Below are 23,843 nucleotides of genomic sequence, written 5' to 3'. Positions count from 1 at the left end.
GCCACGAGAATATGGCATTTGTCGCATGCCCGTCGCGGGTAGCAACTTTCTGCAGGAACTATGCGTTCCGGAATACAACAAGGCTATCTTATTGAAAACAGTACGTTATCTAATTTCGCATAATATTGATTATGGAATAAATTCCTATTTTCCCAAACCGAAGTTTGCCATATCGCGCGTGAGGTCCGGCATGGCGCCGAACCCGTCTGGCTAGCTGACCAGCACCTTGAGAACCGTCCCCTGGAAGTTCAATGCCCACCAGTACCCGGCACTTACTTCCCCTACATTCGCAAAGCTTATTATATCGACGACCTCGCGTCGCCGATATCGATTTCGTCCGAACCACAGGGACTGACAGACGACCTACGCCTCCAGCTCCTGCGAGCTCGGCAGCCTGCATCTGCGGTACAAGCTAACGGAGCGTTGATGCCAAAGGCGGGCAGCCCCTCCCGTGCAGTTAATTAAACACGGGACACGATGCGCGCCGCGGTGCGGATATCGGCAATCTGAACGCTCTGCAGCAGTTGCTGGCGCATTACCTGGAATACAGGCTGCTCCATCTTCGGATCCGAAATCGTCAGAATTGCCGTGAAAGGCACGCCCTCGTCAGGCATCTCCTCATTGTCGGTGCGCGACAGGTAACTCACGACCAGACGCCAGTTGGTCGAGGCACCTCGGCCCTTCGGCATGGTGGCGCCGCTGGTCTTCACCGGGCTCCACTTCATGCCGTGTTCGACCCGTTCGGCTTCAAAAGGATGCTCGATCCCGCTGGGCGGCAGATAAAGCGGCTTCAGCTGGCCCTTCCAGCTGACCTCGCCGCCCCGCGAGATCTGCTCCTGCTGGAGTGCTGCCTCCACATTGATCCGCGTGAACTCGGCTCCGAAGCGCTGGTCAAGCGGAGGACTCGACACCAGCGTCAGCCGAGCGGAGCCGCGGCACGCATTGCCGGGGCCGACCAGGCACGAAGGCCAGGAGAAGCGGAAATTCATCTGGCGGTCCTTCTCCAAGCGAGTCGCGAACACCAGCGTAATCTGATGGTCCCCGCCTTCCAGCACGCTTGCGACCGGCGCTGTCATGCCGTGACCACACAGCTGGCGGGCGATGACATTCAAGGTCTTGTCGCTCAGCGGCAGCGGGGTCTGCGCATGGTGGGTCAGAAGCGCAACAAGGGTTTCCCGCGAAACCTCACCTTCGATCTCCGAATCGAGGATCGCCGCCTGTTTGGCGATGAAGGGCGTTGCGTAGCTCGTGCCGCAACTGTCTGCGAGAGAGCCGTTGGGCGCGACCGAATAGAGCCCGTGTCCGAGAGGCTGCATCGGCGTGCCCGAGCCGCCGGTGAAGGCGAAGTCCGGCTTGACCAATGCCCGCAGGCCGGGGCCGCGGCGGGAGTATCGCGCGGGAGCATGGTCGACGCTGTGCGCACCAAGCCCGGCAGGATTCAAAGCGCCAACCGAAACGTTGCGCGCGCTCTCCGCGGGTACCTGGATCCCATCGTTTTGCGAGGCCGCCATCAGCTGCAGGGCCATATCCGGCGTCGCCGGCCATTCCGGGCGTCCCGCACTGGCGTTCAGGTTGCCGGCCGAGATGAAGATCAAAACATCGTACGTGTCCGCGATATGGTCGAGCCGGGATGCTACCTTGCTGTAGTGACCGGCCGACACCAGCACCTGGACGTTCATGCTGAAATTGAAGACCCGCACGCCGTGTTGCGCCTTGGCTTCGGCAACGGCATTCTCGACTTCATCAAGGAAGCCGGTCAGGTCGCGGTAATAGTTCGCGAACGCGTTGTCGGAATTCGGGTAGACCGCGATATCATAAAGCTCGACGCCGTCGGCGTCAGTGCTGGTCTGCGGTCCATTCATAGCGCTCCCCGCGACAAGGATGCCGCCGATGAAGGTGCCGTGGCCGTGGTCCATGTCCTGAGCGGCAAGCGGATCCCAGCGGCCGACCACCCAATCGCCGAGAGCCGCATCGCTGATGCCGCCGTCGATCACTCCGACACGAGGCCAGGCCTTCGCGCGATCGCGCTGCTGGATCGCCGCGGTTTGCGGGCGGGTGCGGACAACGCCCTCGCTGCGGACGACGACGCCCGGCAATTCGATCTTCTTCACCAGAGGGTGAGATTCCAGAAACTTGACCAGACGGGCATGGCGGTCGCGGTTCGGATCGAACGGCGCGATCGCACGGCCACGTTCGCCGACCGACGGCAACATGCGCACGATCGGCGGCTGTGCCGACTGCTCGAGGCGAACCGCATAGGTCGGCTGCTCGCTGCCGACGCGGCGGGGCAGCGCGTGGACGTCAAGGCCCGTGCCGAGATGCTGCAGGCCGGCGGTAAACGATTCAAAAAGCTGGCGACGGAAGCCGGCAATATCGTAGTTCGCCGGAACCGGCGGGATTTCGAACAGCTCGACCTCATATTGGCCGCCGGTCTTCGGGTTGGATAGCCACACGACCGCTTGGTCCAGGTCGAATTGGCGACGATCCCCTGCCCCATAAAGCTCAAGGCCTTCGATCGCGCCCGTCTCACTACGGCGCGGCGTCGGCACCGCCTCCACCTTCTTGGTCCGCTCATTAAAGCGCCGCTGGGTATGATCCTCGGCCCTCGCCACTTCCGCTTCGATTTCGGCCAAAGCCTGCGGGGTTGCTTCCACGATGAGTTCGCCCAAGTCGAGATTGCCGACAAGGCGCGTCCGGCGCTCGGAAAACAAGGCGTGCAGCGGACGATGGCTCTTCGCCCAGGCCTTACGGCGGAGGATCACCTTCACGAAGCCGACCGGGCCGAACGTCGGCGCCTGACGTTGCAGGCCGGCCCTGACGTCCGCCAGCTGCTTCAGGACATTCTGGCGATGCGCGACGAAACCAATGTCGTCGTCGAGAAAAAAATCGGTCTTGGGGCCGCCGCCGCCCGGCTTATCGCGGTCTTCGGAGAAATTGTTGGGGTTGAGAATGATCTGGACGGGACTAGCCATGGCTTCTCACCGACTTATTGCGTGAATTCAGCATGCGGCTGATTGTGGATTTGTCTTTGTTGATGATCTCGCCCAGCTCCGCCTGGGAGAAGGAGAGTTCGGTGTCGCGATGCAGCGCCTCGAGCAGGTCGGCCGGATCTTGAAGCAGATGCCGGCGTTCCGCGTTGAGGCGGCCGCTGTTGAGCGTTGCGAACTGTCTGAACAGGTCGAGCAGCTCATAGGGTTTATCGCCCCTCACTGCTCTCAGCTTCTTATAGCTGCGAACCACGGCCTCGAGCTCGGCGCCCGTGGCGCCTTCGGTGAACCAGGCAAACAGTTTCAGGTGTGATTCCGGCGCTTCGGTCGGCATCATGAAAAGACGGGCCATATCGAGCCGCAGCTGCGTGTCGGGGTTGGGGATCTGCAGCTGCACTTCGAAGCGTCGCCAAACCGCCGGGTCGAGCAGCTGGGGATGGTTGGTGATGCCGATCGTGAACCCGAGGGGCTCGCGCGTGTCGAGATTTTGCAGCAGGGCGTTGACGATGCGCTTGATCTCGCCGACCTCCTGCGGATCGTCGCGGAGCTTGGCCAGCGCATCGAACTCATCGAGCAGCAGCACACAGCGAAAGCGGTTCACGAAATTGAAGAGGGTGCCAATGTTGCGCGACGAGGTTCCCAGGAACGAAGACACCAGGCTATCCAGCCTTGCGACCACCACAGGAAGATCGAGCTGCTTGGCCATCCACATGGCAAGGCGCGTTTTGCCGGTGCCTGGCGCGCCGTAGATGAGGCAGGTCTTGCTGGGCTTGATGCCGGCGGCGTCGAAGGCCTCCAGGTGAGACCACTCTTCGAGCAGTGATTTGATCGCGCCACTGACGTCGCCGCTGAAAATGGGGGCGCCCTCGGGGATCTGCTGCTGAAAAATGACCTGGGCGAGCGGGGTCGACGTTTCGCGGTCGACCGGGATCACGGTGTTGCGGGTCAGCGTCTCGCCGCCGGTCATGACAAGGGACCGGGTCAACTTGCTGGGCGTCATATCCTCCGCGCGTTCGGCGCTGGTCAGGATAGCCGACAGGGCCGCGGCTTCCTTGGACTCGCCGGCCTCCTGCATCGCGTTGCGCAGACGCTCGACCTGCTTAGTCAGCGCCGGGTTGGGGTTCGACATCGCAACCCGGCAGAGAGATTGAATGAGGGCGAAGTGCTGCATGCGGGCTTCCAGTTTCGTCATAAGCTGTTATTGCAATATAGAGCAATAAAATGCGCACACAAGCCATAAGTTGCGTTTTATATCACTTTGTTGCATAATAATGTGCCTTCGTTGCAATAAGGGCGCCTCCCGATGTGCATCGAGGGTTAACAAGTCTGAAATTTATGGAGAAAATGAATGGGTAATCTCCCCAAGTTCACGCTCAGCCACAACGAGCGTCGCAATCAATGGGAACTGCGTCACGACAACTCCCGTCGCCTGGTCGAATCCTTCGAACACAAGGCGGAGGCGACTGCCGGCGGCAGTCTTTCGGCCGCGCTCGGCCCGAAGGGCGGCTCGGTGAAGATCAAGAAAATGGACGGCGTCTTCCAGGAAGAGCGCACGTTTCCGCGCAGTGCCGACCCCCGCTCTTCCAGGGGCTAGGGCGGATGCTGTTCCGGCTGCCACGGCAGGACGGCACCTTTGAGACCCGGATGCCTGGTGGGAGTTTGCCGACATGGCGAGCCACCAGCGCATCGGGGAATACTATCCCTATCAGGGTCTCATCCGGGGCGAGACATACATCGACCGTAGCCATGTTGAGTTGGTGCCGCTGCTTGACATCGAACCCCTGCGCCGCGATCCCGGCACGCCGCTGTTTCGCAAATACAAGCTCGTGCCCGTTTTGATGGGCTTGCGATCGCCGCACGGCTTCTTGCCGCCCTGCGAGCTGCAGCGGACGGGCTGCAGCCGCTTCAAATATGCCCTCCACAACGGCTCGCATCGCTTCTACGCGTCGATCGCCGTGGGTTACAGCGAATTGCCGGTGCTGATCGACCGATAGTGTGCCCGCGCTCCGGTTCAGTCACGGGCCCGATCATATACCTGGGCTCCGCCGCTTGCTTGCGAACTATCGCATGGTTTTTGGCCAGAGCCAGCAAGACGATCTCATCTCTTATCTCATGGCGCACACTCCGGAGGGGAACCGGGCCGGCTTCATGGCGGAGTTGCAAATGGATTCAACTGCGCTACGCACAATCCAAGGACGAATGTATCCGCGTCGCAAAATCGCAATCTGCTTCACAACAACGTTTGTTTTGCCTGGCTCCTGCCTGCCTCACTCCGCAGCTTCAGCGGGCGGACTCTTCAGCTCAGCAAATTTCGCCGCCATCGTCGGATTGCGCCGGGTCAGCTTCTTGATCGTCACGTCCTGCGCCTTGTCGTTCGCAAGGCGGAGATTGCGGTCTGCACCGATCAACGCATCCTTTGTTTTCTGGAGATGATCGATGGACTTATCTATCTCGGCGATCGCCGTCTGGAAGTGCCTGGAAGCAAGATCGTAGTTCTTCGAGAATGCAGTCTTGAACGTCTCTAGCTGGCTTTCAAATTGCGTGATGTCGATATTCTGCGCTCTCACAAGCGCAAGCTCGGTTTTGTACTTGAGCGAGTTGATGGCCGCATTCCGCAAGAGCGTGATCATCGGCAGGAAGAACTGCGGCCGGATGACATACATTTTCGGGTAACGGTGGAATACATCGACGATGCCGGTATTGTAAAGTTCGTTGTCCGGTTCAAGCAATGAGATCAGGATGCCATATTCGCAGCCCTTCTCGCTCCGGTCCCGGTCGAGCTCCTTCAGAAAATCTTCGTTCTTGCTTTTCGTCGCGGTTTTGTCGCTCTCGTTCTTCATCTCGAACATAATCGAGATGATCTCGGTGCCGGTCTCGTCCGAGTCCCGGAAAATGTAATCGCCCTTGCTGCCGGTCCGCGCGTCGTTGTCTTTCTCGAAATACGCCCGCGGAAATGCCATCGACCGCACCCGGTTGAATTCGGTCTCGCAGTGCTGTTCAAGTGTCTCCCCGACCATCTTGGTCGAGAGACGGGCCTTCATATCCTTAAGGCGCTCGATCGCGTCATCGCGATCCTTGATTTGCGTTTCGTACTTGTCCTTGAGCGACTGCTCAGAGAGCTGTTTTTCAAGCTGCGCCTGTTTGATGCCGTTCTTCAGCTCATCGCGCTCTTTTTCGATGGCGACGACCGCTTCCGTCAAGGCAAGCCTTTTCTCCAGCTCGAGAGCATGTAGCTTGGCCTTCAGCTCCTGGATTTCTTTTTCCTTGGCAGCGGCAATTTTGTGCTGTTCGCTGGCCAGAAGCGCTTCAGCAAGCTCCGCGGCCGCTTTCTTTTCGCGCTCGGACTCGGCCAGCGCGTTCGCGAGCCTGTCACGCTCTTTTTCCACGGCGCTAAGCGCTTCGGTGACAGCAAGCTTCTGGGTGACCTCACTTCCCTCTAGCTTGGACTTCAACTGCCGGATTTCTGCGTCCTTGGCGGCCGCGGTCTTCTGCAAATCGTTGCTCACCTGGGCCTTGGCCAGGTCAACAGCGCTCTGCTTGTCACGCTCGGCCAATTCCAGCCGTTCATGAAGTTGCTTTGCGAAATCCGCGTCACGGACCTGCTTCAGAATCTCGGCATAGCCGGACTCATCGACCTTGAAGGCCTTCGCACAGTGGGGACAGATGATTTCGTGCATGTTTCCTGGCCGGATCGGGCCGGCGCTGTTCTCAATAAGGGCTGGCTACGGGCCCGGAGAATCGACCTGGACCCTTGAGAACAAAATTAGAACAAGCTATTTTGAGGCGTCAAGCTGAAAGGCTCGGCTTCGCTAATTTTGCTGTGGCAAATCCCGCTTTGCAGGCGCAGCGGAGCTATCTCTCTTCGCGGCTTCTTCCCCGGTCGAGAGGCAAAGATGGTTCTCTGGTATTCCGCAGTTCAGCTTGCCTCGTCGCGCAAGAGTGGTCCGATGGCTGAGCTTCGAACCATTGCGTCCGATGCTTTTCGAGCGATAAAGGCGCATAGAGGGCCCCACCCTGCCCGCTACTCAAAGCGACGATTGCTCGTAAAGGCGACCGCCGCAAAGTCTGACATGTTGAACTTCAATGTTTTCTCTGCCGAACGATATTGAGCACGTTTACAGCCCTTTGGGACGGTGCCTGTATTGCGATGCCACGGATGTACTGGGCAAAGAACACGTTCTGGCGAAGTCACTGGGCGGCCGAAAAATAGTGCCGCGCGCGAGTTGCGCCAAATGTGGAACGATGACGAGTGAATTCGAACGCACCGTTGCCCGTACTATGCTCGGCCCGATGCGTATGTACTTCGATATAGACTCACGTCGACGTGACGAGCGGCCAGAGAAGTTGCCCTTAAAAGTGAAGCTGCGCGCGAATGGCGACTGGAGCTACATCGATGTCGACCGTAAGCTCTATCCGTTTCTGATCCTATTCCCATTGCTGAACATGCCTGGTGAACTCGCCGGGCGATCTGCTGACAAAGACCAAACTGCAAAATGTGCGTCATTTTGGATCCGAGCGGCATCGTTCGAATTAGGCATTCACGAGCATACTGAGATGCTAGCGCAGTCACTCAAGGTGGCGGCGATCATGCCTGAAGGGCGAGCCGAAGTTGATGCATTTGCTCGGATGCTCGCTAAAGTCGGACATTCCTTCGCGACAGCCGAGCTTGAGGGGAAGAATTTCCGGCCGGCCACCATCAACGTAATTCGCAACGCGAACGCGAGAAATGCCCTTCAATTCGTCGGTGGCAGCCCGCATAGCGAGCCGACCGGCAGCACGCTCCATGACATCGACTTTGTCTATGTGCGGCATGATCCAACCTTGGTGCTGGTCCATATACGGTTATTTGCTGTACTTGGCACGCCGACGTACCTTGTTGCCGCAGGCCGGTGCGATGATCCAGAGTTCGTGGGTCGCAGTTCTCCTCCAGCTGACGCGCCCATAACGGGCACGCAGCGGGTTAGCTAATCTGGGTACCGATACTTGCACATGCTGCCGAGCATTTGATTTAGCCCTCTCGGACTCTCAACATGGCTGGCAAGATCCACGACTCGCCAGGTGCTAAGCGATGAGTCGTATTGAACGAAAAGGTGGGCCGCCCGACCTACCAACAATCTTTGAACACTTTGTCATCCACGAGCTTCGCGGCCGCGTGCTCGACGACGACTTTGTCGAAGAGGCTAAGCGAGGACGATTTCCTGATTTCGCTTGTTTTCGCAATCTTGTGCTTATCGAGATGAAGCATCTCGAGAACGAACAGGAAGAACGCGTCAACGATATCGTCGATCGCTATGTCAAACCCGAAGAACAGCCATACTTTTTCGGCAAACGTACAGTCACTCTTTCTCAGTTCAGCAATGGCAAAGAGATCGTCCGTGCAATCCAGAGCAAACTTCACGAACAATAGAACACCATCTTCGAAGCGCGAATAGTCAGTTTGCTGTCTATCGACAACGCAACCCACGCAAGAACTCGCTCTCGATCTGTTTAATCGTGAATTCACGTATCCCAGAATTCTCGCCTGACCTTGTGGGCAGGGCCATACAATCGAAAATGAATACGCAAGAACGTACCTATAAGCATGCGCAGCCGCTGCGCGACGGACGTGTAGGGTTTTCGATCGTTCACGTGGTTGGCGAGCCAACAATACGCGCTCGATGGAAGATCGGGGTCGTCGAAGAGAGCGTCCACCGCTGGACGGTGTTCAGGTCGGGCGGGCCACCTGCGTTTTTCGATGGAAGACAGTTTGAGGCGATCGACGATGTACCCGACAAAATGCCTCGTCATGAAACCTGGCGGCGAGCATATCGGCGCGCTCCCTACTTACGGCAAAACACAAAACAGGCACTAAAAATCCATTTCCATCGTTGTTGCGCATTCAACGCCCTTTCTTTCGTCAAAGGCGATTGGCCACAGCCAACTCAAGAGGAGGCCAGACGCCACATGCAGAACGTTTGTGATGCCCTCGAAGAGATCAACCATCGAGGCATCGATATGCGGGATTTTGCGCCGGATGACCTTACATCCGACGAGCGGCAGGCGATTTGCGAAGGCTTTCCCGATGCCCTGACAAGCCTTCTATTCCAGCGCATGAATCCGCCGTCATAATTGGCAAGCCGACTACAAGCTTTGCGCAATCCCGCAACTTGCGCCATACTGCGATCGGTTTGGCTCGAGCTGAAGGCTGGATGAAGCGACGCTTATGACCAAGATCGATCCTTTTTCGCTCACGACCGTTCCGCTCGAGCTCTGCGCCAACGGCAATGCGGTCGGAAACGCGACGGGATTTGTTTGGAAGGATCGCGAGCAGCACTACCTCATTACGAATTGGCACGTCGTGAGCGGCCGCAATGCCCGAACCGGCGATCAAACGGCGATCGCTCGGCCAAACATGGTTCGCGCGATGTTCAACACACGCATCATGAATTTCGGTAAGAAGACTTACGAGATTTCGATTAGGGATGCTGACCACAAGCCGCTCTGGTATTGGCATCCCGTGCGGGGGCGAGGCTCGGACGTGGTCGCCATCCCATTGCCGATCGACGGGGATGACCCGATCGTCAACCTTTACCCGATCAACGTGCTGAAATCGGAGGGCGACCTCGCCGTTCGCATCGGCATGGACGTCTATATCCTTGGCTATCCTTTCGGGGCCGAGCCGCCTGGCTTCCCTGTGTGGAAGCGGGGGAGCATCGCTTCCGAGCCAGACCTGACCCGCATCGGCACCGGCTATATACTCGTGGACACCGCGTCGCGCCCTGGCATGTCCGGCGCTCCCGTCATCCGCCGGAGCTGGGGCGTACATCTTCTTGAACAGGACGCGACATCGCAAACAAGTTGGCCAGAAAGCAAGTTCATTGGCATCTATTCGGGCCGCCGTCATACGAACGATCCATCGGACGCCCAGCTCGGCATGGTCTGGCCGGTCCATGATATCCAGGAAGTCATCATCGGGAAGAAGCTTGATAGCGACGAATAACGCGATCAAAACTAGCGCGACGGCATCGGTTCGGCCTCGATCACCTTGCCGGCGCCGTCCGCGATCGATCCGCGCATGAAGGGCGTGATGCCGTCACGCTTGTATTGTTCCATGGACTCCTGCCGCCGCTGTTCGCTGAGTGCCATGAGCTCGCGCGCTTTCGCCTCGACCTCCGGAGACAGCTCACCGCGAAGGATCTCGCCAAACTCGTTATCCATCCGTCGTGATACGCCCTCAAAGGAGAAATCGCTCATATAGGCATGCTTCAGCGCGTAGTTCAGGAGACGTGCGCACTCACGCGGGAACCCCGCCCCGCGCGTCCGCTGCAAGAAGAGCCACAGCACAATGTCAATCGCTTGAATGCCGGCGCTCTCCGAGTCCGCCTTCACCTCGAACTCGCTGCCGACCACCTTCTGAAATACATGCGTCTCGCCGACCCACGCCTCAACGGGATCAGCCGATGCGTGCGAGTAAAGGTCGTGCCACTCGGCAAGTGTCTTGTCGAACTCCCCCTGCCGATCATGCGTAATGCGCCGGACACGACGGTCCCAACGTTTCGAAAATCCCTCCAGTCCATCGAGCAAGTTTGCGAACGCCACCATATTCGGCATGTGGCCATTGCGGGCTTGCCGGCTATCGAGATGAACGTGGATCGTTTCCGGATTATCGCGCGCCCAGCTCAATGTCTCGGCGACAATATCGCGCGACCGCTGATCTGGTAGATCGTCAACACGGTCGATCAGTGCTTGGCAAATTACTGGGATGGCTTGCTTCTGCCGTGCATCGCTGCGATCTAGCAGCATGGTCCAGAAACGCCTCCCAACGTCTTCGTCGACGATTGTCGCAACCTTGAGGGCAAGGATCACGCGAAGCGGGCGGATATTATAGTTATGCCAGGACGCAGCCGCGTTTTCGCCGGAGTCGAAGAACGTATCGAAGATCTTGGTCGCGAGCAGGTATCGCTTCTCGACGCGTGAGACAAAGAACCGTGCATCGGCTTTTTTGAATATTTTGTGTAGGTCGAACACGATTTCCTCGCATCGCCCGAAGCCGAGCTCCTTGCCATGCAACGGCCCGTCGCCAAACTTCTTGGCGAGCTTTGCGACTTGGCTCGAATACACCATGTCAAAATCCGACTTCGTGATCAGCGCGGCCGTGAAAAATTCCGGCTGCTGTTCATCCAGCAGATTACCGCCTGTATTTCCGGTTTCGTCGACGAATGCGAACATAACGACGCCTGGGATAGCCAAAGGGTCCGTGTTTTAAACCAACAGTTGCAGTGCCGACAACAGCAATTGCGGCCGCGCGGTGGCAACGGCGGCTTCGGGGAAGAGGCGGCGGACGTTCGGCGGAGGCACTCGCGCTGCGGTCGCCGTTCGGTGGCCCACCATCACTGCCCGTCGCGCGGGCGGCCTTGTTGCCCGACGTCGCGAAAGGCTCCCGGTCCCGCATCGAGGCGTGGGGGTGGCGAAGAGGTCGTAAGCCACATAGACGACGATGGAGCTCACGGAGGACGTCGAGCATCAGATTAGCCTCGTCACAACTCCCCGGTGGCCCGGCAAGAACCAGGCAGTGTATTCTCCGTCCTTAAACGCGCGCCGGATGTGTGGTGGGGAGGACTAGACCGGCCTACTGCGCCAATGATCGTAAGCCGAGCGCGCCATGCCATCGTGGTTGGCGCTGGTTACAGCGATTTCAGCTTCACCCTGGCGCTCAACGGCCATGGCTGTGATTGCGGCAATGTCGTCAAGCTCGGGCTGCGATCGTCCAAGGCGATCCGGGACAGTGATAAGTATGCGATGGCAACCGGGTTCTTCGGCGACCCTCTGCGTGATGGGAAGCAGCAATTCAGCCAATCTGTTGGCCTCTTGTCGATGGACTTTACGACCGGTGTCGGCTGACGTCGTCTTACATTCCACCTCAATTTCGGCCGCATCTAACCGGGCGAGCAGGTCGAAACGCGCGGTACCGGCATAATCGATGAAATCGACGTCCCATCCCTGTCCCATCAGATGAGCTGCGATACTTACCTCATAAGCGATCGGCCGGGCGCCAAAGCTCCCGTTGACCGCCTCACGAAACCGGCCGGCAAACGGTTCTTGTGAAGCACGCGGTAGCGCGGCAAAGATCCGGCTCGCTGGGATCAGAAAGCTGTAAAGCCGGAAAAACTCCTCCCCCCTTGGGCAAACGTCCAGTCGATTTACGATACCGACGCGCCCTTGCCAGCGCGTGTTCGAAGGCGAAGGTCTCCCGCTGATGGATAGCGAGGAGCGGGCTGGCGGCCTCCTGACGCTGAAGAGCCGCCACCTTCTTGTCAACGCGGAGCCGATGAGGCCGCTCGCCCAATTAAGAGCCGCCTCGATGTCGGCGGGACGAGCTTCGATACTGATCTTCATGCGCGATGATTTTACGGCGTTGAAGCAAGATCAGGCCGGCGACGCGCGAGGACTTGGTCTACTACTCCTCGCGGCGCCCCAATCCGGCCGAGCGCGATGGCGCGTCCAAGCATCGGCGCCAGCTCCTGATTGATTGATTGTAGGACCCGCATGGTGTCGACCGCCTCGGGTAGAGACGCGGCCGGCACCGTAGAAACCAGATTTTCAAGGCGCCGTGCGAGCTGCTCTAGCGCGGATTTTCGATCGACAACTGCTGCCGCGCACTCGAGCAGCACCGAAACAGTCGGCATCAGATGATCTCCCCCCTGCCCGGCTTGCAAGCGCTCGAGCGCCACGGATGAGACCAGCTCGGCGAGCTCTACGTCTCTATTTCGGGCGGCAATCAACGCGGCCAGGTCGATGGCTGCCTGCGCGTAGGCCGGCTCTATGCTCATCAATTGCGACCGCAGACTTTCCATCGCCTTGAGGACGGGAACGCGAGCGACCGGCGGATGACCGAAGGTGTAGACGAGCTGGATGAATTCGAGGAATTTCTTGACGGTAGGATTCTGCTCAAACTCGACGAAGAGTTCGCCAACCGGCGTGTTGGCTGCCGGCAGATCGGCCGAAGGCGCTCGCCAGCCCTGCAGGAGGGCGGGAAACAAATGAGCCATCGGCGGCGCGTTGGCGACGATCGACGGATGCGCGTCTTCAAGTTTCTTGCGCCAGCTTGCCGGCGCATCATCCCTCAGCTTTCCGAGCGAAACCAGGAGCCGTCCATAGATATCGGCGGCGACAAAATTTTGAGTGATCCAATCGGGACGCCATCGCGGCTCATGATCGAAATCGTTCATCACCGATAGATAATACGCCTTACCGGAGATCCGCATCGCCCAGTTAAGCAGCGATCTGTCCTCCTCATCATCCGTACCTGGGCCAAGCACGCGTGTCACAAGCGACGCGTGAGATGCGGCCGCCAGACGCCGCCAGAAGACGGGTTGGTGTCGTAGCGTCTGATGTTCGGCCAGGAACGCCACGGCGAAGACAAAGGCGGTCGCGAAAGTCGTCAATTCGCCCAGCAAACGTGTTCGATCGCCCAAGATGCGATCGAGGAGTTCGTCGCCAAGCGCGACAAACTGAGGTTCAGCAAGCGCGCGAGCGGCACAAATGTCGAATGCGCCTGTCAGCGCGAACGGATCATTAAATTGCAGCAAATGGCGTAAGGCTGTGATCACTTCTTCTGCGCCGAATGACCGTAGGGTCTCCACGGGCACGAGCTCAGGGTCACCGAACGTCAACGACACAATGTCGAAAGCTCCTGTCAGATCGCCGGCAAAGTGCGCTTTGCGCTGGACGGCGAGTTCATTGGCCGCAAATTCGCTGAGAATCTCCGAGCTCAAAAGCCGCGCTGTCAGATTTTCCCAATGCGCCGTTTTCGTCGGCAGCAGATCGGTTCGCGAGAGATTCCCCTTGATCGCGGCTTCGCGAAGCGACGCTGCGAAGCTCTCCGGTGCACCGGCGAGGATATTTTGGGCGGCAAAGAAATCGTCTTGCCCGTAGTTTGGCTTATTGATGATGGCGTCGAGCTTTGCACGTTCCGCTTTCGTGAGCGTGCAGCCTTTGAGAATCTCGACCAGGGCTTGTTGGCGCCGCTCGCGCTTGCTGGCGAGAAGCGCCGCATGGGGGAATCCTACCTTGTGCTTTCCATAAAGCAAATAAGCGGATTGCGTGTCCATCTCGATGCGGATATCGCGTTTAAGGCCCTCGCTGTCACGCCATTCCGGCACCGGCTCGTGATCCGCCGTCTTCTGGAAGGCGGCGAACAGCGTCTCGCGATTGAGAGTCAGATCGTCGGGCAATTTGATTGTGCTCGCCACGCCGATACCCGTTTGTCGGGCAATCGCACTGTCAAAAAGCACGTCGCTCTGTAGCTCGGCCCCGACACGCCGCAGCGCGAAGACGACCTTGTAGCGTGCGATTTCTTCAGGGGTTAAGTCTGGCTTATTCGCTTTCTTATTCTTCTTATTCCTCTTCGTCATCGTCGTCACCCTCCCCCCACGGCATGAGCGTGAACTCGCGGACATAGGCGACGACCTGCTGATAAAGCTCAGGCGATACCAAACGAAGCTCCCTGAGCAGAACGTCATCGAGCCACCGATGGTAAGGTTCGATTTTTTTGTCGTCGGTAATCTCGATTGGCATCACAAAACCGCCGATCAGAGCGCGGCGGACGGCGTCGACCCAGCCTGGCGGTGGCGTGCCGCGCCAGCAAGGCAACCAGTCTTCGGGAACGATCTGCATCTCGAAGAGCGACGATGCGATGAGGCGCGCGCGTTGCTCATCCGCCTCCTCGTTCCAGATCTGCGCGATAGCGTTTCGGATCGACTGGACATGGGTCAAGAGCCAGCGCATCTCGCTTGGGAATTGGGGGATATCGGCGAGCCGCGCCAGATCGAGGCTATCGCGAATAGCTCGAAACTCCGGCGCTTCACGCTGTCGATTCCGCTTTCCTGATGTCACCAGCTCTAGTGTGCTTACGGGGACCAGCATGGCACCGGCCTGGCGTAGCTTGAAGCGCGCGGCACGATACCGATCATCGCTCAGCAGGCCGCGGTGTCGGATCTCTTCGAGCAGATCGAGTGTGGAGACAAGGCGCGCCCGGCGACCCATCGGATCCGCGCCAAAGGCCTCTTTATTCAGCGCACGATCGTCGATTGCTATGGCGTCGATCTGCGCGAGATCGGTGAACAGATTCTGGGTGGCGGGTGCACGATCGACGTCGCTGCCTACATCGTAGTCCCGAGCGCCGAACGTCACCTGGTCGGCAGCATTCACCTTGCGGATTGACGCGCGGATTTCGTCGAGGACGTGAAACACCTCTGCAACATTTCGATCGTCGTCGATCAGAGAATTGGCCTCATCCTCGGTGGAGATATGAATGAAGACATCGGAAAAGGTCTGTAAGAGAGGCTGCAGGAGTTTGGTGGATTGCAGGTAGGAGAGCGCAAGGCCGTCAAGAAAGATCGGCTGGCTGAGTTCCGGACGCGCCGACGATCGCCAGCCTTTGTCCTGGATATCGAAGAACTGGCTGGCCGCACGTTCCTTTTCTTCGTCAATCGTGTTGAACTCGATCAAAGCTTTGAGCAAGCCATGCATATCGCAAAGATAGGCTTCATGTTCGCTCATATCGGCAGGACCGGAATCGTCAAGGCGGACGCGGCTCACGGGTGCTGGACATACAACAACGCCCTTGGTGCGTTCGGCTTCATGGATTAACGCGCCGAGTTCGATGCCGACGTCTTCGGACAGCGGATCGCGCGCCAATGCTGGGGTCCGCAAGATCTTCAGCTGACCCTTCGCTATCGCGTCACGGACTTCCTGCGCCTTTTGAAGGCGGGAGCGTTGACCGCGACGGATGCGCTGCCGGCCTTCAAACAGCTCGGCCAATGCGCCGGCCGGCAACGCGATCTTGGGAAACGCTTCGAGGATGAGGGGCAATAGGCCAAGCCAGCCGAGAACGAGCAGCGCCGATATATCGAGACCGAGCGTAGACGGTACGCCAGCGGGTTCGGGCAGGCGCCGGCCGGCAAACAGGGGAATGGCCGTGCTGCGGCGGCGGTCGGTGAGCGCCGTGTTACGGATGAGATTGCGTAACACCAGATCGACCTGCGTAGTCCGCAATCCGGGCGCCGCCACGAAGAGCGGCAGGTCGCCACGCACGACGTTGTCGGTAACCGCTTTTGTATGCCGGTTCCATTCGGATTGCTGGGCGAGCAGTTGCTTGATCTCAAAGCGCTGGACTGGCCCATCGGGCCCCGAGAGCGCCAGGGCTTTTTCGAACCAGACACGTGGTTCCGGCCGGTCCTCTTCGAGCCCTAGTTCGACGAATAAAGAATAAGCTCCAAGCAAGACGTGGGGATCATCGTCAGCCTTGGCGACGGCGGCCATCACGAGATCCATGACAAGGCCTTGCGCAGTCGCGTACGCCAAATGAGCTGCTCGAATAAGCGTGAGACCATCGAGATTGCGGGCGGGATCGAGCGCGGCCGAGAGAGGGGCGCTCAACGCTTCCCACTCGCCGGTCTCGATCGCGATGGCAATTTCCAGTTGGAGATCGCGCTCCGGGTCATGATTCCGCGCGATCTGATCGACGATCTGCCCGACCTCACGCATGCGGCCCAAGCGAAACAGCTGCCAGGCATAATAGCGGAGAAAATCGAGGCGGTCTTTGAGACGTGGATGGGCCTCGACCAGGCGTACAAAATTGTCGCCGTCGCCGGTTCGGGCGCTTGCATTGGCGCTGAGCACGAGGGCCCGGGGATCTTTGGTCGCCTCGAAGAGAAGTTCGGCATATTTGGCGATGGCGACGTGATCCTGCTTGTGCACGAGTTCGCCGACAAGTGCGCGAAGCGTCTCCGGGGTCTTGTCATTCTCGTACAGCTTTAGATGCTCAGCGACGGGATCGGCGCCCTCGGCCTTGGCGATTGCGGCACGAAGCACCGCGATCTGACTGGCGTCGAAAAGAGCGAGGTTGTCGTTGAGCACGATGCCGGCCGAGGTGACATCGCCGCTTTTGGCCAGTGCTTGAATCTCGATCATGTGTACGGTGGACTTGCCGAAAAGTCCCTCCGATTGGAGTCGTTTAGCGGCAATGAGCGCCGCAAGACCTGCGGCATCGTTGGAATGTAATTTGACGACAAAGTTGGCGCGCAGTTCCTCATTGCTCAAGCCACCAAGCGCGTCGCGACGCGCGAGGTAGGATTCAAGGGGGGCAGAAGAATATCCATCGAGATAGGCAAGCGCGTACTGGATATAAGACACTGCCAGAAAATTGTCTTGCATATCGCGGCGAAGCTTCGCAAGTGCAGCCTGTTTGCGTGCAGGGTGCAGCAATTCGCACCAGACAATGTAGGAGCCGATGATCTGCGGCGCGTGCTGAAGGCCGAGCTGAACCGCGCAGGGCAACGCTTGGTGAAGATCGTTAAGGGCGGCGTCCAGCCTGCGCGAAAGCTCGGGTTCGCCGATGACAGGCGCGGCATTGTTTACATCCAACGGCAAACCGCTCAGCGCGATCGGCAATTCCGGCTCGGGGAGGACGCTGGCAAAGCTCATCGCACCGCGGAAGAAATGCAGAAAAGGAAGTTGTGTAAGTTGGTCTTGGCTCGTTTGCGCGAGAATGCGATTGACAGCCGCCACATCGTTACGGCGCAGATAGATATTTGCGAGCGTGAGCACACCGCTTGATGTGAGTTGCGCGGGCGTAATTTTATTTTCGGCGAGCCAGTCGAGCGCAGCATCGTCACCATGGGCGGCAGCAAGGATGGCCAGGAGAACAGTGCGGTCGTCGGCATCCGCGCTGTCGCGCAGCATTTGGATGGCGTCGGTCGAGCGGCCTTCGGCAAGCGCTAAGCGTGCGCGCGCCAATGTGTCAGGTTCTGTGCCTGGCTGCTTTTGAGCTTCGGCGAGGAAACGCTGCGCATCCTCGAGCCTTCCGGAAAGCGAGGATGAACGGGATGCGCGCAGAAGGATGGTCCGCCGCAGGCCTGACGAAGGTGGACCTTTAGTCTCGAGCAATTCGGAGGCGAGTGGTGCGAGTTCATCGCGCTTGTGCAGCTCTGGAAACACGGACCGTTGCAGCGCGCGTTCGTAGCGCGCCGCATAATCGCGCTCCACAGCCTCGGACCAGCGGCCATCCAGGAAGGAGGTTGGCACGCCTGCCAGCAGGCCAGAGGCCGGTTGCGTAAGGTCGGCCTGCCGCAAGCCTTCACGAACGCCAGCCGCGATCAGCTCGGGCAAGTCGCGCCTTATCGAGCGTATCGTGTAGATGCCGAAGTGTTTTTCGAGCAGCTCGGGATAGTCGTAGAAGCGTCGCGTCAGTTCGCGCCAGCCGAACACGGTAACGCGAAACAATCCTTGCTGCGCGTGTCGCGTCGAGATGGCATTGACGTGATCGATGACATGAACGTCATTATCGGCGGTTGTCGCAAAAATATAAGTCGTGAGCCGCGGCGTGAAGACTTTGGCTTTCTCGACCTCGGCATCGATCTCGATTGTGGTGAGTGTGGTTGGCGGCCAGTCGCGCTTGCCTTTGCACTGAACGCCGCCGTCGGCGCCGTTGTGTTTGCCGTAGATGTCGACGCCGTTCTGGCGCTGACCCTCGCGGCCATAGCGCACGAGCTGATCGTCGGTCCAGATCCGCGCGAAGAGATCGGCACAGATCTCCTCGAACTTGTCCCAGCTCGGTGGCGGGCGCAGCTGCTCGTTGCCGGCGTCGGACATGTCTCCAAAGGTCCCCGAGTCGGTGAAGCATGATACTAGCCCGGCTCCGGGCTTAGAACATTACCGGAACACATGCAACGCAGGGCTGCGATGGGAGGTGGATTCCCCGGCGAAATCAACAAGTTCCGAGTCGATAGGTGCAAAAGAGCAAGACAGCTCTTAAGAGCATTTAATGTAGGACAAATTGCCCTTCAAAGCATTTTTTTGCAATCTAAATCCATCTGAGATATGCTCTTGAGAGCTATTTATCCCAATTAACTGGCTCGTGATAGCATGGTCGCGTTGAACAAACTCACGAAGGCTCCACCGCACGCAGTCGCAAAGGCGCTCATCCAATTGGGGGCTGATCTTCGCACCGCACGTATTCGTCGCAACATGACGATGGAGGATGCCGCAAGCCGGATCGGAACAGGCTTACGTGCGGTGATGGATGCCGAAAAAGGCAAAGCTTCGACGGGTATCGTGGTCTATGCGGGCCTGCTTTGGCTTTACGATATGATCCGGCCGCTTGAAGAATTGGCGGATCCATCCAAGGACAAGGAAGGCCTTGCCTTGCAGGCGACGCGCGAACGCAAGCGCGCGCGTAAGGGCGGAGGCCTCGACAATGACTTCTAAGGGCAATACCGAGTGCTTTGTCTATATCACCCTGCCTGGCGAGACCGAGGCGGTGACGGCGGGACGCTTTCAACTGACGCCTGATCGCCGTGGAAACGCCGTGGGACGCTTTGTCTACGGTAAGTCCTACCTCGCCCGCGGCAACGCAGTCGCCATCGATCCGGTCGAGCTCAAGCTCTCGGGCACCACCTATGAGACCGGTCGCCTTAATGGCGTGTTTGGCGCATTGCGCGATGCCGGGCCGGACTATTGGGGCCGCCGCGTAATCGAAAAGCATGCCGGCGTTCCCCAGCTGGGCGAACTCGACTACCTGCTGAATTCTGCGGACGACCGCGCGGGCGCGCTAGGATTTGGTCTTGGGCAGCAGCCCCCGGCCCCGCGGCGCAAGTTCAATCAGACGCTTGAGCTGGCCAAGCTGCAGGCCGTGGCCGAGGCGCTGATGCGCGAGGAGAATGTGGAGACGGAGGAAGCGGCGCAGGTTCAGGACTTGATGCTGCTAGGGACGTCGATGGGCGGCGCGCGTCCCAAGTCGGTTGTCGAGGATGATCGAGGCCTCTGGGTCGCCAAATTTAACCGACCGGATGATCGCTGGAACAACACGCGCGTCGAGCGCGCGATGCTCGAACTTGCTCGGCTGTGCGGAATCCGCGTTGCCGAAAGCGCCGTCGTCACGGTGGGCGGCAAGGATGTCTTGCTCGTCAAGCGCTTCGACCGCACCAAGACGGAAGCCGGCTACCAACGTTCACGCATGATCAGCGGGCTGACTTTGCTGCAGGCCGACGAAGCGCCTGAGATGCGGGACCGCTGGTCCTATGTGTTGATGGCCGAAGAGCTGCGCCGGGTGGTGCAAGAACCGCAGAAAGACGCCAAAGAGCTCTTCCGGCGCATGACTTTTAACGCGCTGATCTCGAACCTCGACGATCATCCGCGCAATCATGCGCTGGTGGCGAAGGACAATCCTTGGCAACTGTCGCCGGCTTATGACCTGACCCCCTCCCCGGTTATCGCCCAGGAACGCCGCGATCTTGCGCTCGAGGTCGGCGATCAAGGCCGGTTTGCCAATGCGAAGAACGTCCTCTCGCAGCATGCGCGCTTTCTGTTAGACGCGGACGAAGCCAAGGCCCTTGTCTCCACCATGACAGACCAAGTGCGGGCATCTTGGTATGACGTCGTGCGTGGTCAAGGCGTCACGGAAAAGGACGCCGAGACCATCACGGGGGCTTTCGTGTATCCTGGATTTTCGACGTAAGACGCGCCGGCTGAAAAAGTTCAACGCCGCGGGCCTTCCGCAATGGTGATTTCAGGCCAGAAAATGCGTTGAACATCCCGAACTAAATCGATGCGCGGTATTTGATGGCGGCGTACCTTGCGCGCTCCGGATCGAACGGCCATGACGGCTGTCCATCGGCGTTCCATTCGCTTTCGCCGCGCAGGAAGCGGGCCGCGGCGGCATAAGGCTGCAGTTTTGAGAGTTGGCGATACCAGGCGCTCATGAGTTCGACCTCGGTCTCATACCAATCATGATCGATGGTCAGCAGTCGCTCGCGGACCCTTTGTATCATCTCAGTCCGCTCAAACTCGGCCATGCATTCCGTGGCATAGCTGATGACGGCATAGTCGAGATCTGTGCAGACGATCCGCGCGAGATGCTCGTTGGGGTCGCTGGCTCCAAAGTCCCAAGCGAGCCAACGCTCATGTGCGGCGGTCCAGAGCGCTTGACGGCACTCGAGAGACGCATGCTCACGAAATACGCCAAGGCATTGCGCAGTGCCCGCCGCCTGTCCTGGTGGCTTGGCGTAGAGCCAAATCGCGTCGACATAGGCTTGCAAGCCGTCGGCTGATCCCCCGGCAAGTGCCTCGCCTAAAGACACCTGGAGCGTTGGGAAACGGGCTGGATAGTGATTGAAGATTTTCATCCAGGCGGTCCAGCGCTTGGGATCAAGCATGACCTTGAGGAGCTGTTCGGTCAACAATTGGGTCTCAGCCGCGGTGAGATCCGGGGACGAACCCTGCCAGGGCGCGACGGTTTGCTGAACAGCAGCGAGCTCGAGATGGCCGTTGTCGGTCGCCATCGCGACACGCAACCGGTCTTCCACGCTCAGAGCCGAAACGAGCTGCAAGGCCAAGATAGATTGACGCACATCCCGCAGCCCCTCGGCAAGGCGTTCTGGCGCGAAGCGATTGAGGCATCGCACGCTGGCGGCCTGCACCGCGTTAGGAAAGAATGGTACACGCCGGAGCGAGGACCACATTTGGGAGATCGTTACCCAATCACCTTGCGCGTCAGCTTCGATGAATCGCGCCAGTGCCTCGGTATCCCTCGCGCTGCCTGGTCCTGCGGTGATGGTGAGCCCAAATGACGCCACCAGGCGCTTGAGCACATCGATCAGATTGGTGTTCCGACCGATATCCTCAGGCAGCAATTGCCAAAGGACACCGTCGACATCACAGGTTTGTGCAACCACAATAATGGCGGCGAGGTCGGCTTGGGCCGCCTCTGCCGTCCCGCTCCAATTGCGCAGACTTCGCATCAGCCAGCGTATCACATCAGCGTATCGAGCAGCTTCATCTTGCGTTGGCGCGACATTTGCGTAGTGCATCCGCCGGAGGAACGGATATTCTTCAGCGAAGACAGCAAACAGTTCTTCGGCCCGATCCCAATCGACGAGCGCCTGGAGCGGGTCCGCAAGACGCACAGCGGTCTCCAACAGCCGCTGAGGTGTTGTAACTACGCCCTCCTCGCACGCAGCGTTCAATGCTGCTTTCAGCGCGTCGCATGCCACGCTCATGATTTCTTCCAGATGCGGCAGTCGGGATGGTCCAGCGCATCCCAAAGCTCGGCAAAGGCTTGTGCGATCAGTTGTGCGTTGCTGGTTTCCTGCAGAATATGGTGTTGCATGCCGAGGCTATTCACGGAGGTCCCGAGCGACCAGGCTTTGGCACCGGTTTGTGCATTCGGAAAAATCAGGAAGCGGTCGTGGAAGCGCCATCCCGCTTGCCCCCTTTTTATGCGGAACTCAAGCTTGAGCGCGCGGAAGTCAGACACGAGATTCTCGAACTGATGCCGTTGGCGCTCGACGAAGGATGCTGATGCCGAAAGATCCTCTTCCTCGTCATTTCTTGCGTCGAGTGGCTCGCGCCCGGCGGTCAGGGCACGCAGATCGGCGTTGGGATGTGGGCAGAAAAAGAGTGTTCTGACGATATCCTCGGCGGCGAGAAACGGGTCCCACAGCCATGCGCCCCCCTGACCATGTTGATGTATGAGACTACGCAGATCTTCCAGGGCCTTCTCATGCTGGACCGCTTTCTTACCTGGCTGCGGGCGATATTGCACGAAGCGCCTCTCGCGCTCGAGCCGGGCCGCCTCTTCGTCGTAGATCCGGCGGCTGGTCCAGGGGCCGGCGGGATTCGACCGCGGTTCGCCGACGGTGGACGTGACATCCGGTGGTGAGATAAGCGGCACCGAGATTTGTTGTGGTGTACCTGTCCGATCCGGAATCTCAAACGTACGGACGAGACCTTCGTGCCGTACGCCATGCATAGAGAGAGATATGACGTCCATGAAGGCGAGCTCTCCGCTAGCTGCCAGCACCAGACGATGATGATCGTCCCACACAACGCTCCGGTGCAGTCCCTGCCCGCCATTAACCCGCAACCTTGTCAGCTCGCCGGTAATGACACCGGATGCATATTCCGAGATCACCTGGTCGTGATGATTTTCGAGCGTCGCCCGAAGAGGCCGGGGCTTGGCTTTTGGGTGCCATCCGATCGCTACCGTGAAGTCGCCGGCAACGCGGTCTTGGCCGAAACCCGCCATCAGCACAGTAATGGGTAGCTGGACGACGATATTGCCAAGCCGGTCTGAGAGACCATCGAGACCGAGCGGCACGCAAGCGCGGATTGCGGCCGTAAGCTGCTGCAAGGCTGCGGGCTCATCGAAGAAGGCCCGTAGCTCCGTCTTTGCCGCGTCAACCCACTCGAAGACGTACGCCCCGTTCCAAATATTGTTCTTAAGGACCCGATTCAGGGGGATGGAGCCGAACGTGTTTGGTGGGACGAACTGCGGCGGTACGGGCGTTGGCTTGGCCAAAATCAACTCTTCGCCAGAGAATTGCCACGGATGGCCCTCGCCATAGGCCTTTAGCGCTGGGACAAGATCGCCGATGGGCTTGGTGTATCGTTGGATCCCGAACGCCCATTCTGGAAACTGGCGCAGGCGGATGCGATCTATGTTTAGAAGGCGTGGCGGCTCAACGGCTGCGCTGAATCGCTCCTCGAGACTAAGGATCGAGAACACATTCAACGGCACCTGCCCCTTGCCTGGCACGGCAAAGATCTCGGTCACTTCGAGATGCGTATAGAAGCCGAGTACGCCGGGCTGGGTCAGCCGTTCCAGCTCCTGACATGCACGGAGGTTATCCCAGCTATTCTGCCCCATGCCTCCTTCTAACGAAGGAACGGCTGCATCGCCAGCCATTGTCTTGGAGCTTAGAGTCCCCACACTTGGCAACACTTGAGCTCGATAGGTTCTCGACTTATTCAAGCATTCGAATTTGGCGAACTCTCACTACGAAATTTGCGGCCGATTAGAAGCGCTTCTTCCATGAT

17 protein-coding genes are annotated in these 23,843 nt (G+C 59.0%); 8 read left to right on the top strand and 9 right to left on the bottom strand.

Features of this window, described 5'->3' with window-relative positions; all coding sequences use genetic code 11:
* Window positions 1-461 precede the first annotated feature (461 nt).
* Together JQ616_RS29540 and JQ616_RS29535 are read right to left on the bottom strand one after the other, a co-directional pair.
* On the bottom strand, window positions 462-2,972 hold the full coding sequence (locus JQ616_RS29540) for a S8 family peptidase (protein ID WP_212020710.1): 2,511 nt from the start codon (window positions 2,970-2,972) through the stop codon (window positions 462-464).
* On the bottom strand, window positions 2,965-4,158 hold the full coding sequence (locus tag JQ616_RS29535; RefSeq protein ID WP_212020708.1) for an AAA family ATPase: 1,194 nt from the start codon (window positions 4,156-4,158) through the stop codon (window positions 2,965-2,967). Before JQ616_RS29535 ends, JQ616_RS29540 begins: the two co-directional genes overlap by 8 nt.
* Before the next feature lie 177 nt (window positions 4,159-4,335).
* Here JQ616_RS29535 and JQ616_RS29530 point away from each other — a divergent pair, with 177 nt between their 5' ends.
* Together JQ616_RS29530 and JQ616_RS29525 are read left to right on the top strand one after the other, a co-directional pair.
* A complete protein-coding gene (locus JQ616_RS29530) occupies window positions 4,336-4,581 on the top strand; it encodes a DUF2188 domain-containing protein (RefSeq protein WP_212020706.1) in 246 nt (81 codons plus the stop codon).
* Between the two features lie 73 nt (window positions 4,582-4,654).
* Window positions 4,655-4,981 (top strand): hypothetical protein, encoded by a 327-nt coding sequence (locus JQ616_RS29525; protein WP_212020704.1) that lies wholly within the window; start codon window positions 4,655-4,657, stop codon window positions 4,979-4,981.
* Between the two features lie 273 nt (window positions 4,982-5,254).
* Here JQ616_RS29525 and JQ616_RS29520 read toward each other — a convergent pair whose 3' ends face one another.
* The gene (locus JQ616_RS29520; RefSeq protein WP_212020702.1) at window positions 5,255-6,664 is read right to left on the bottom strand and encodes a DUF2130 domain-containing protein; all 1,410 of its coding nucleotides are present in this window, start codon (window positions 6,662-6,664) and stop codon (window positions 5,255-5,257) included.
* Between the two features lie 406 nt (window positions 6,665-7,070).
* On the opposite strand from JQ616_RS29520, the gene JQ616_RS29515 reads away from it, so the two are divergent.
* The 4 genes from JQ616_RS29515 to JQ616_RS29500 all read left to right on the top strand — a co-directional run bounded on the left by JQ616_RS29515 (window position 7,071) and on the right by JQ616_RS29500 (window position 9,966).
* Window positions 7,071-7,955, top strand: a complete 885-nt coding sequence (locus JQ616_RS29515) for a hypothetical protein (protein WP_212020700.1) — start codon at window positions 7,071-7,073, stop codon at window positions 7,953-7,955.
* A gap of 100 nt (window positions 7,956-8,055) precedes the next feature.
* Window positions 8,056-8,394 carry a hypothetical protein gene (locus JQ616_RS29510; RefSeq protein WP_212020697.1) on the top strand — a complete coding sequence of 113 codons (339 nt, stop codon included), beginning with the start codon at window positions 8,056-8,058 and terminating at the stop codon, window positions 8,392-8,394.
* A gap of 146 nt (window positions 8,395-8,540) precedes the next feature.
* Window positions 8,541-9,095 carry a hypothetical protein gene (locus tag JQ616_RS29505; RefSeq protein ID WP_212020696.1) on the top strand — a complete coding sequence of 185 codons (555 nt, stop codon included), beginning with the start codon at window positions 8,541-8,543 and terminating at the stop codon, window positions 9,093-9,095.
* A gap of 94 nt (window positions 9,096-9,189) precedes the next feature.
* Complete coding sequence (locus tag JQ616_RS29500; protein WP_212020695.1) at window positions 9,190-9,966, top strand: S1 family peptidase; 777 nt, start codon at window positions 9,190-9,192, stop codon at window positions 9,964-9,966.
* An 11-nt stretch (window positions 9,967-9,977) separates the two neighbouring features.
* On the opposite strand, the gene JQ616_RS29495 is transcribed toward JQ616_RS29500, so the two are convergent.
* The 4 genes from JQ616_RS29495 to JQ616_RS29480 all read right to left on the bottom strand — a co-directional run bounded on the left by JQ616_RS29495 (window position 9,978) and on the right by JQ616_RS29480 (window position 18,620).
* A complete protein-coding gene (locus tag JQ616_RS29495) occupies window positions 9,978-11,195 on the bottom strand; it encodes a DUF3800 domain-containing protein (protein ID WP_212020694.1) in 1,218 nt (405 codons plus the stop codon).
* 390 nt (window positions 11,196-11,585) lie between these two features.
* Entirely contained in the window at window positions 11,586-12,362 is a 777-nt protein-coding gene (locus JQ616_RS29490) for a hypothetical protein (protein ID WP_212020693.1), read from the bottom strand.
* 11 nt (window positions 12,363-12,373) lie between these two features.
* Window positions 12,374-14,380: a hypothetical protein gene (locus tag JQ616_RS29485; RefSeq protein WP_212020692.1), complete on the bottom strand. Its 2,007-nt coding sequence runs from the start codon at window positions 14,378-14,380 to the stop codon at window positions 12,374-12,376.
* On the bottom strand, window positions 14,364-18,620 hold the full coding sequence (locus JQ616_RS29480; RefSeq protein WP_212020691.1) for an HTH domain-containing protein: 4,257 nt from the start codon (window positions 18,618-18,620) through the stop codon (window positions 14,364-14,366). Before JQ616_RS29480 ends, JQ616_RS29485 begins: the two co-directional genes overlap by 17 nt.
* Before the next feature lie 273 nt (window positions 18,621-18,893).
* Between JQ616_RS29480 and JQ616_RS29475 the strand changes: the two genes are divergently transcribed.
* On the top strand, window positions 18,894-19,235 hold the full coding sequence (locus tag JQ616_RS29475) for an XRE family transcriptional regulator (protein ID WP_212020690.1): 342 nt from the start codon (window positions 18,894-18,896) through the stop codon (window positions 19,233-19,235).
* The gene (locus JQ616_RS29470) at window positions 19,225-20,484 is read left to right on the top strand and encodes a type II toxin-antitoxin system HipA family toxin (RefSeq protein ID WP_212020688.1); all 1,260 of its coding nucleotides are present in this window, start codon (window positions 19,225-19,227) and stop codon (window positions 20,482-20,484) included. Before JQ616_RS29475 ends, JQ616_RS29470 begins: the two co-directional genes overlap by 11 nt.
* Window positions 20,485-20,566: 82 nt before the next feature.
* On the opposite strand, the gene JQ616_RS29465 is transcribed toward JQ616_RS29470, so the two are convergent.
* Window positions 20,567-22,024: a hypothetical protein gene (locus tag JQ616_RS29465; protein ID WP_212020685.1), complete on the bottom strand. Its 1,458-nt coding sequence runs from the start codon at window positions 22,022-22,024 to the stop codon at window positions 20,567-20,569.
* The gene (locus tag JQ616_RS29460; RefSeq protein ID WP_212020683.1) at window positions 22,021-23,673 is read right to left on the bottom strand and encodes a VPA1262 family N-terminal domain-containing protein; all 1,653 of its coding nucleotides are present in this window, start codon (window positions 23,671-23,673) and stop codon (window positions 22,021-22,023) included. Before JQ616_RS29460 ends, JQ616_RS29465 begins: the two co-directional genes overlap by 4 nt.
* Window positions 23,674-23,843: the final 170 nt, after the last annotated feature.

Source organism: Bradyrhizobium tropiciagri (assembly GCF_018130545.1).
In the GTDB taxonomy this organism is placed as follows: domain Bacteria; phylum Pseudomonadota; class Alphaproteobacteria; order Rhizobiales; family Xanthobacteraceae; genus Bradyrhizobium; species Bradyrhizobium tropiciagri_A.
The sequence above is the reverse complement of the archived record's forward strand: the minus strand, read 5'-3'. Positions and strand labels throughout refer to the sequence as shown.

Bases quoted from the DNA above. Each gene is read 5' to 3' on its own strand.
- JQ616_RS29540 (WP_212020710.1), bottom strand. From the start codon at position 2,972: ATGGCTAGTCCCGTCCAGATCATTCTCAACCCCAACAATTTCTCCGAA.
- JQ616_RS29535 (WP_212020708.1), bottom strand. From the start codon at position 4,158: ATGCAGCACTTCGCCCTCATTCAATCTCTCTGCCGGGTTGCGATGTCG.
- JQ616_RS29530 (WP_212020706.1), top strand. From the start codon at position 4,336: ATGGGTAATCTCCCCAAGTTCACGCTCAGCCACAACGAGCGTCGCAAT.
- JQ616_RS29525 (WP_212020704.1), top strand. From the start codon at position 4,655: ATGGCGAGCCACCAGCGCATCGGGGAATACTATCCCTATCAGGGTCTC.
- JQ616_RS29520 (WP_212020702.1), bottom strand. From the start codon at position 6,664: ATGCACGAAATCATCTGTCCCCACTGTGCGAAGGCCTTCAAGGTCGAT.
- JQ616_RS29515 (WP_212020700.1), top strand. From the start codon at position 7,071: ATGTTTTCTCTGCCGAACGATATTGAGCACGTTTACAGCCCTTTGGGA.
- JQ616_RS29510 (WP_212020697.1), top strand. From the start codon at position 8,056: ATGAGTCGTATTGAACGAAAAGGTGGGCCGCCCGACCTACCAACAATC.
- JQ616_RS29505 (WP_212020696.1), top strand. From the start codon at position 8,541: ATGAATACGCAAGAACGTACCTATAAGCATGCGCAGCCGCTGCGCGAC.
- JQ616_RS29500 (WP_212020695.1), top strand. From the start codon at position 9,190: ATGACCAAGATCGATCCTTTTTCGCTCACGACCGTTCCGCTCGAGCTC.
- JQ616_RS29495 (WP_212020694.1), bottom strand. From the start codon at position 11,195: ATGTTCGCATTCGTCGACGAAACCGGAAATACAGGCGGTAATCTGCTG.
- JQ616_RS29490 (WP_212020693.1), bottom strand. From the start codon at position 12,362: ATGAAGATCAGTATCGAAGCTCGTCCCGCCGACATCGAGGCGGCTCTT.
- JQ616_RS29485 (WP_212020692.1), bottom strand. From the start codon at position 14,380: ATGACGAAGAGGAATAAGAAGAATAAGAAAGCGAATAAGCCAGACTTA.
- JQ616_RS29480 (WP_212020691.1), bottom strand. From the start codon at position 18,620: ATGTCCGACGCCGGCAACGAGCAGCTGCGCCCGCCACCGAGCTGGGAC.
- JQ616_RS29475 (WP_212020690.1), top strand. From the start codon at position 18,894: ATGGTCGCGTTGAACAAACTCACGAAGGCTCCACCGCACGCAGTCGCA.
- JQ616_RS29470 (WP_212020688.1), top strand. From the start codon at position 19,225: ATGACTTCTAAGGGCAATACCGAGTGCTTTGTCTATATCACCCTGCCT.
- JQ616_RS29465 (WP_212020685.1), bottom strand. From the start codon at position 22,024: ATGAGCGTGGCATGCGACGCGCTGAAAGCAGCATTGAACGCTGCGTGC.
- JQ616_RS29460 (WP_212020683.1), bottom strand. From the start codon at position 23,673: ATGGGGCAGAATAGCTGGGATAACCTCCGTGCATGTCAGGAGCTGGAA.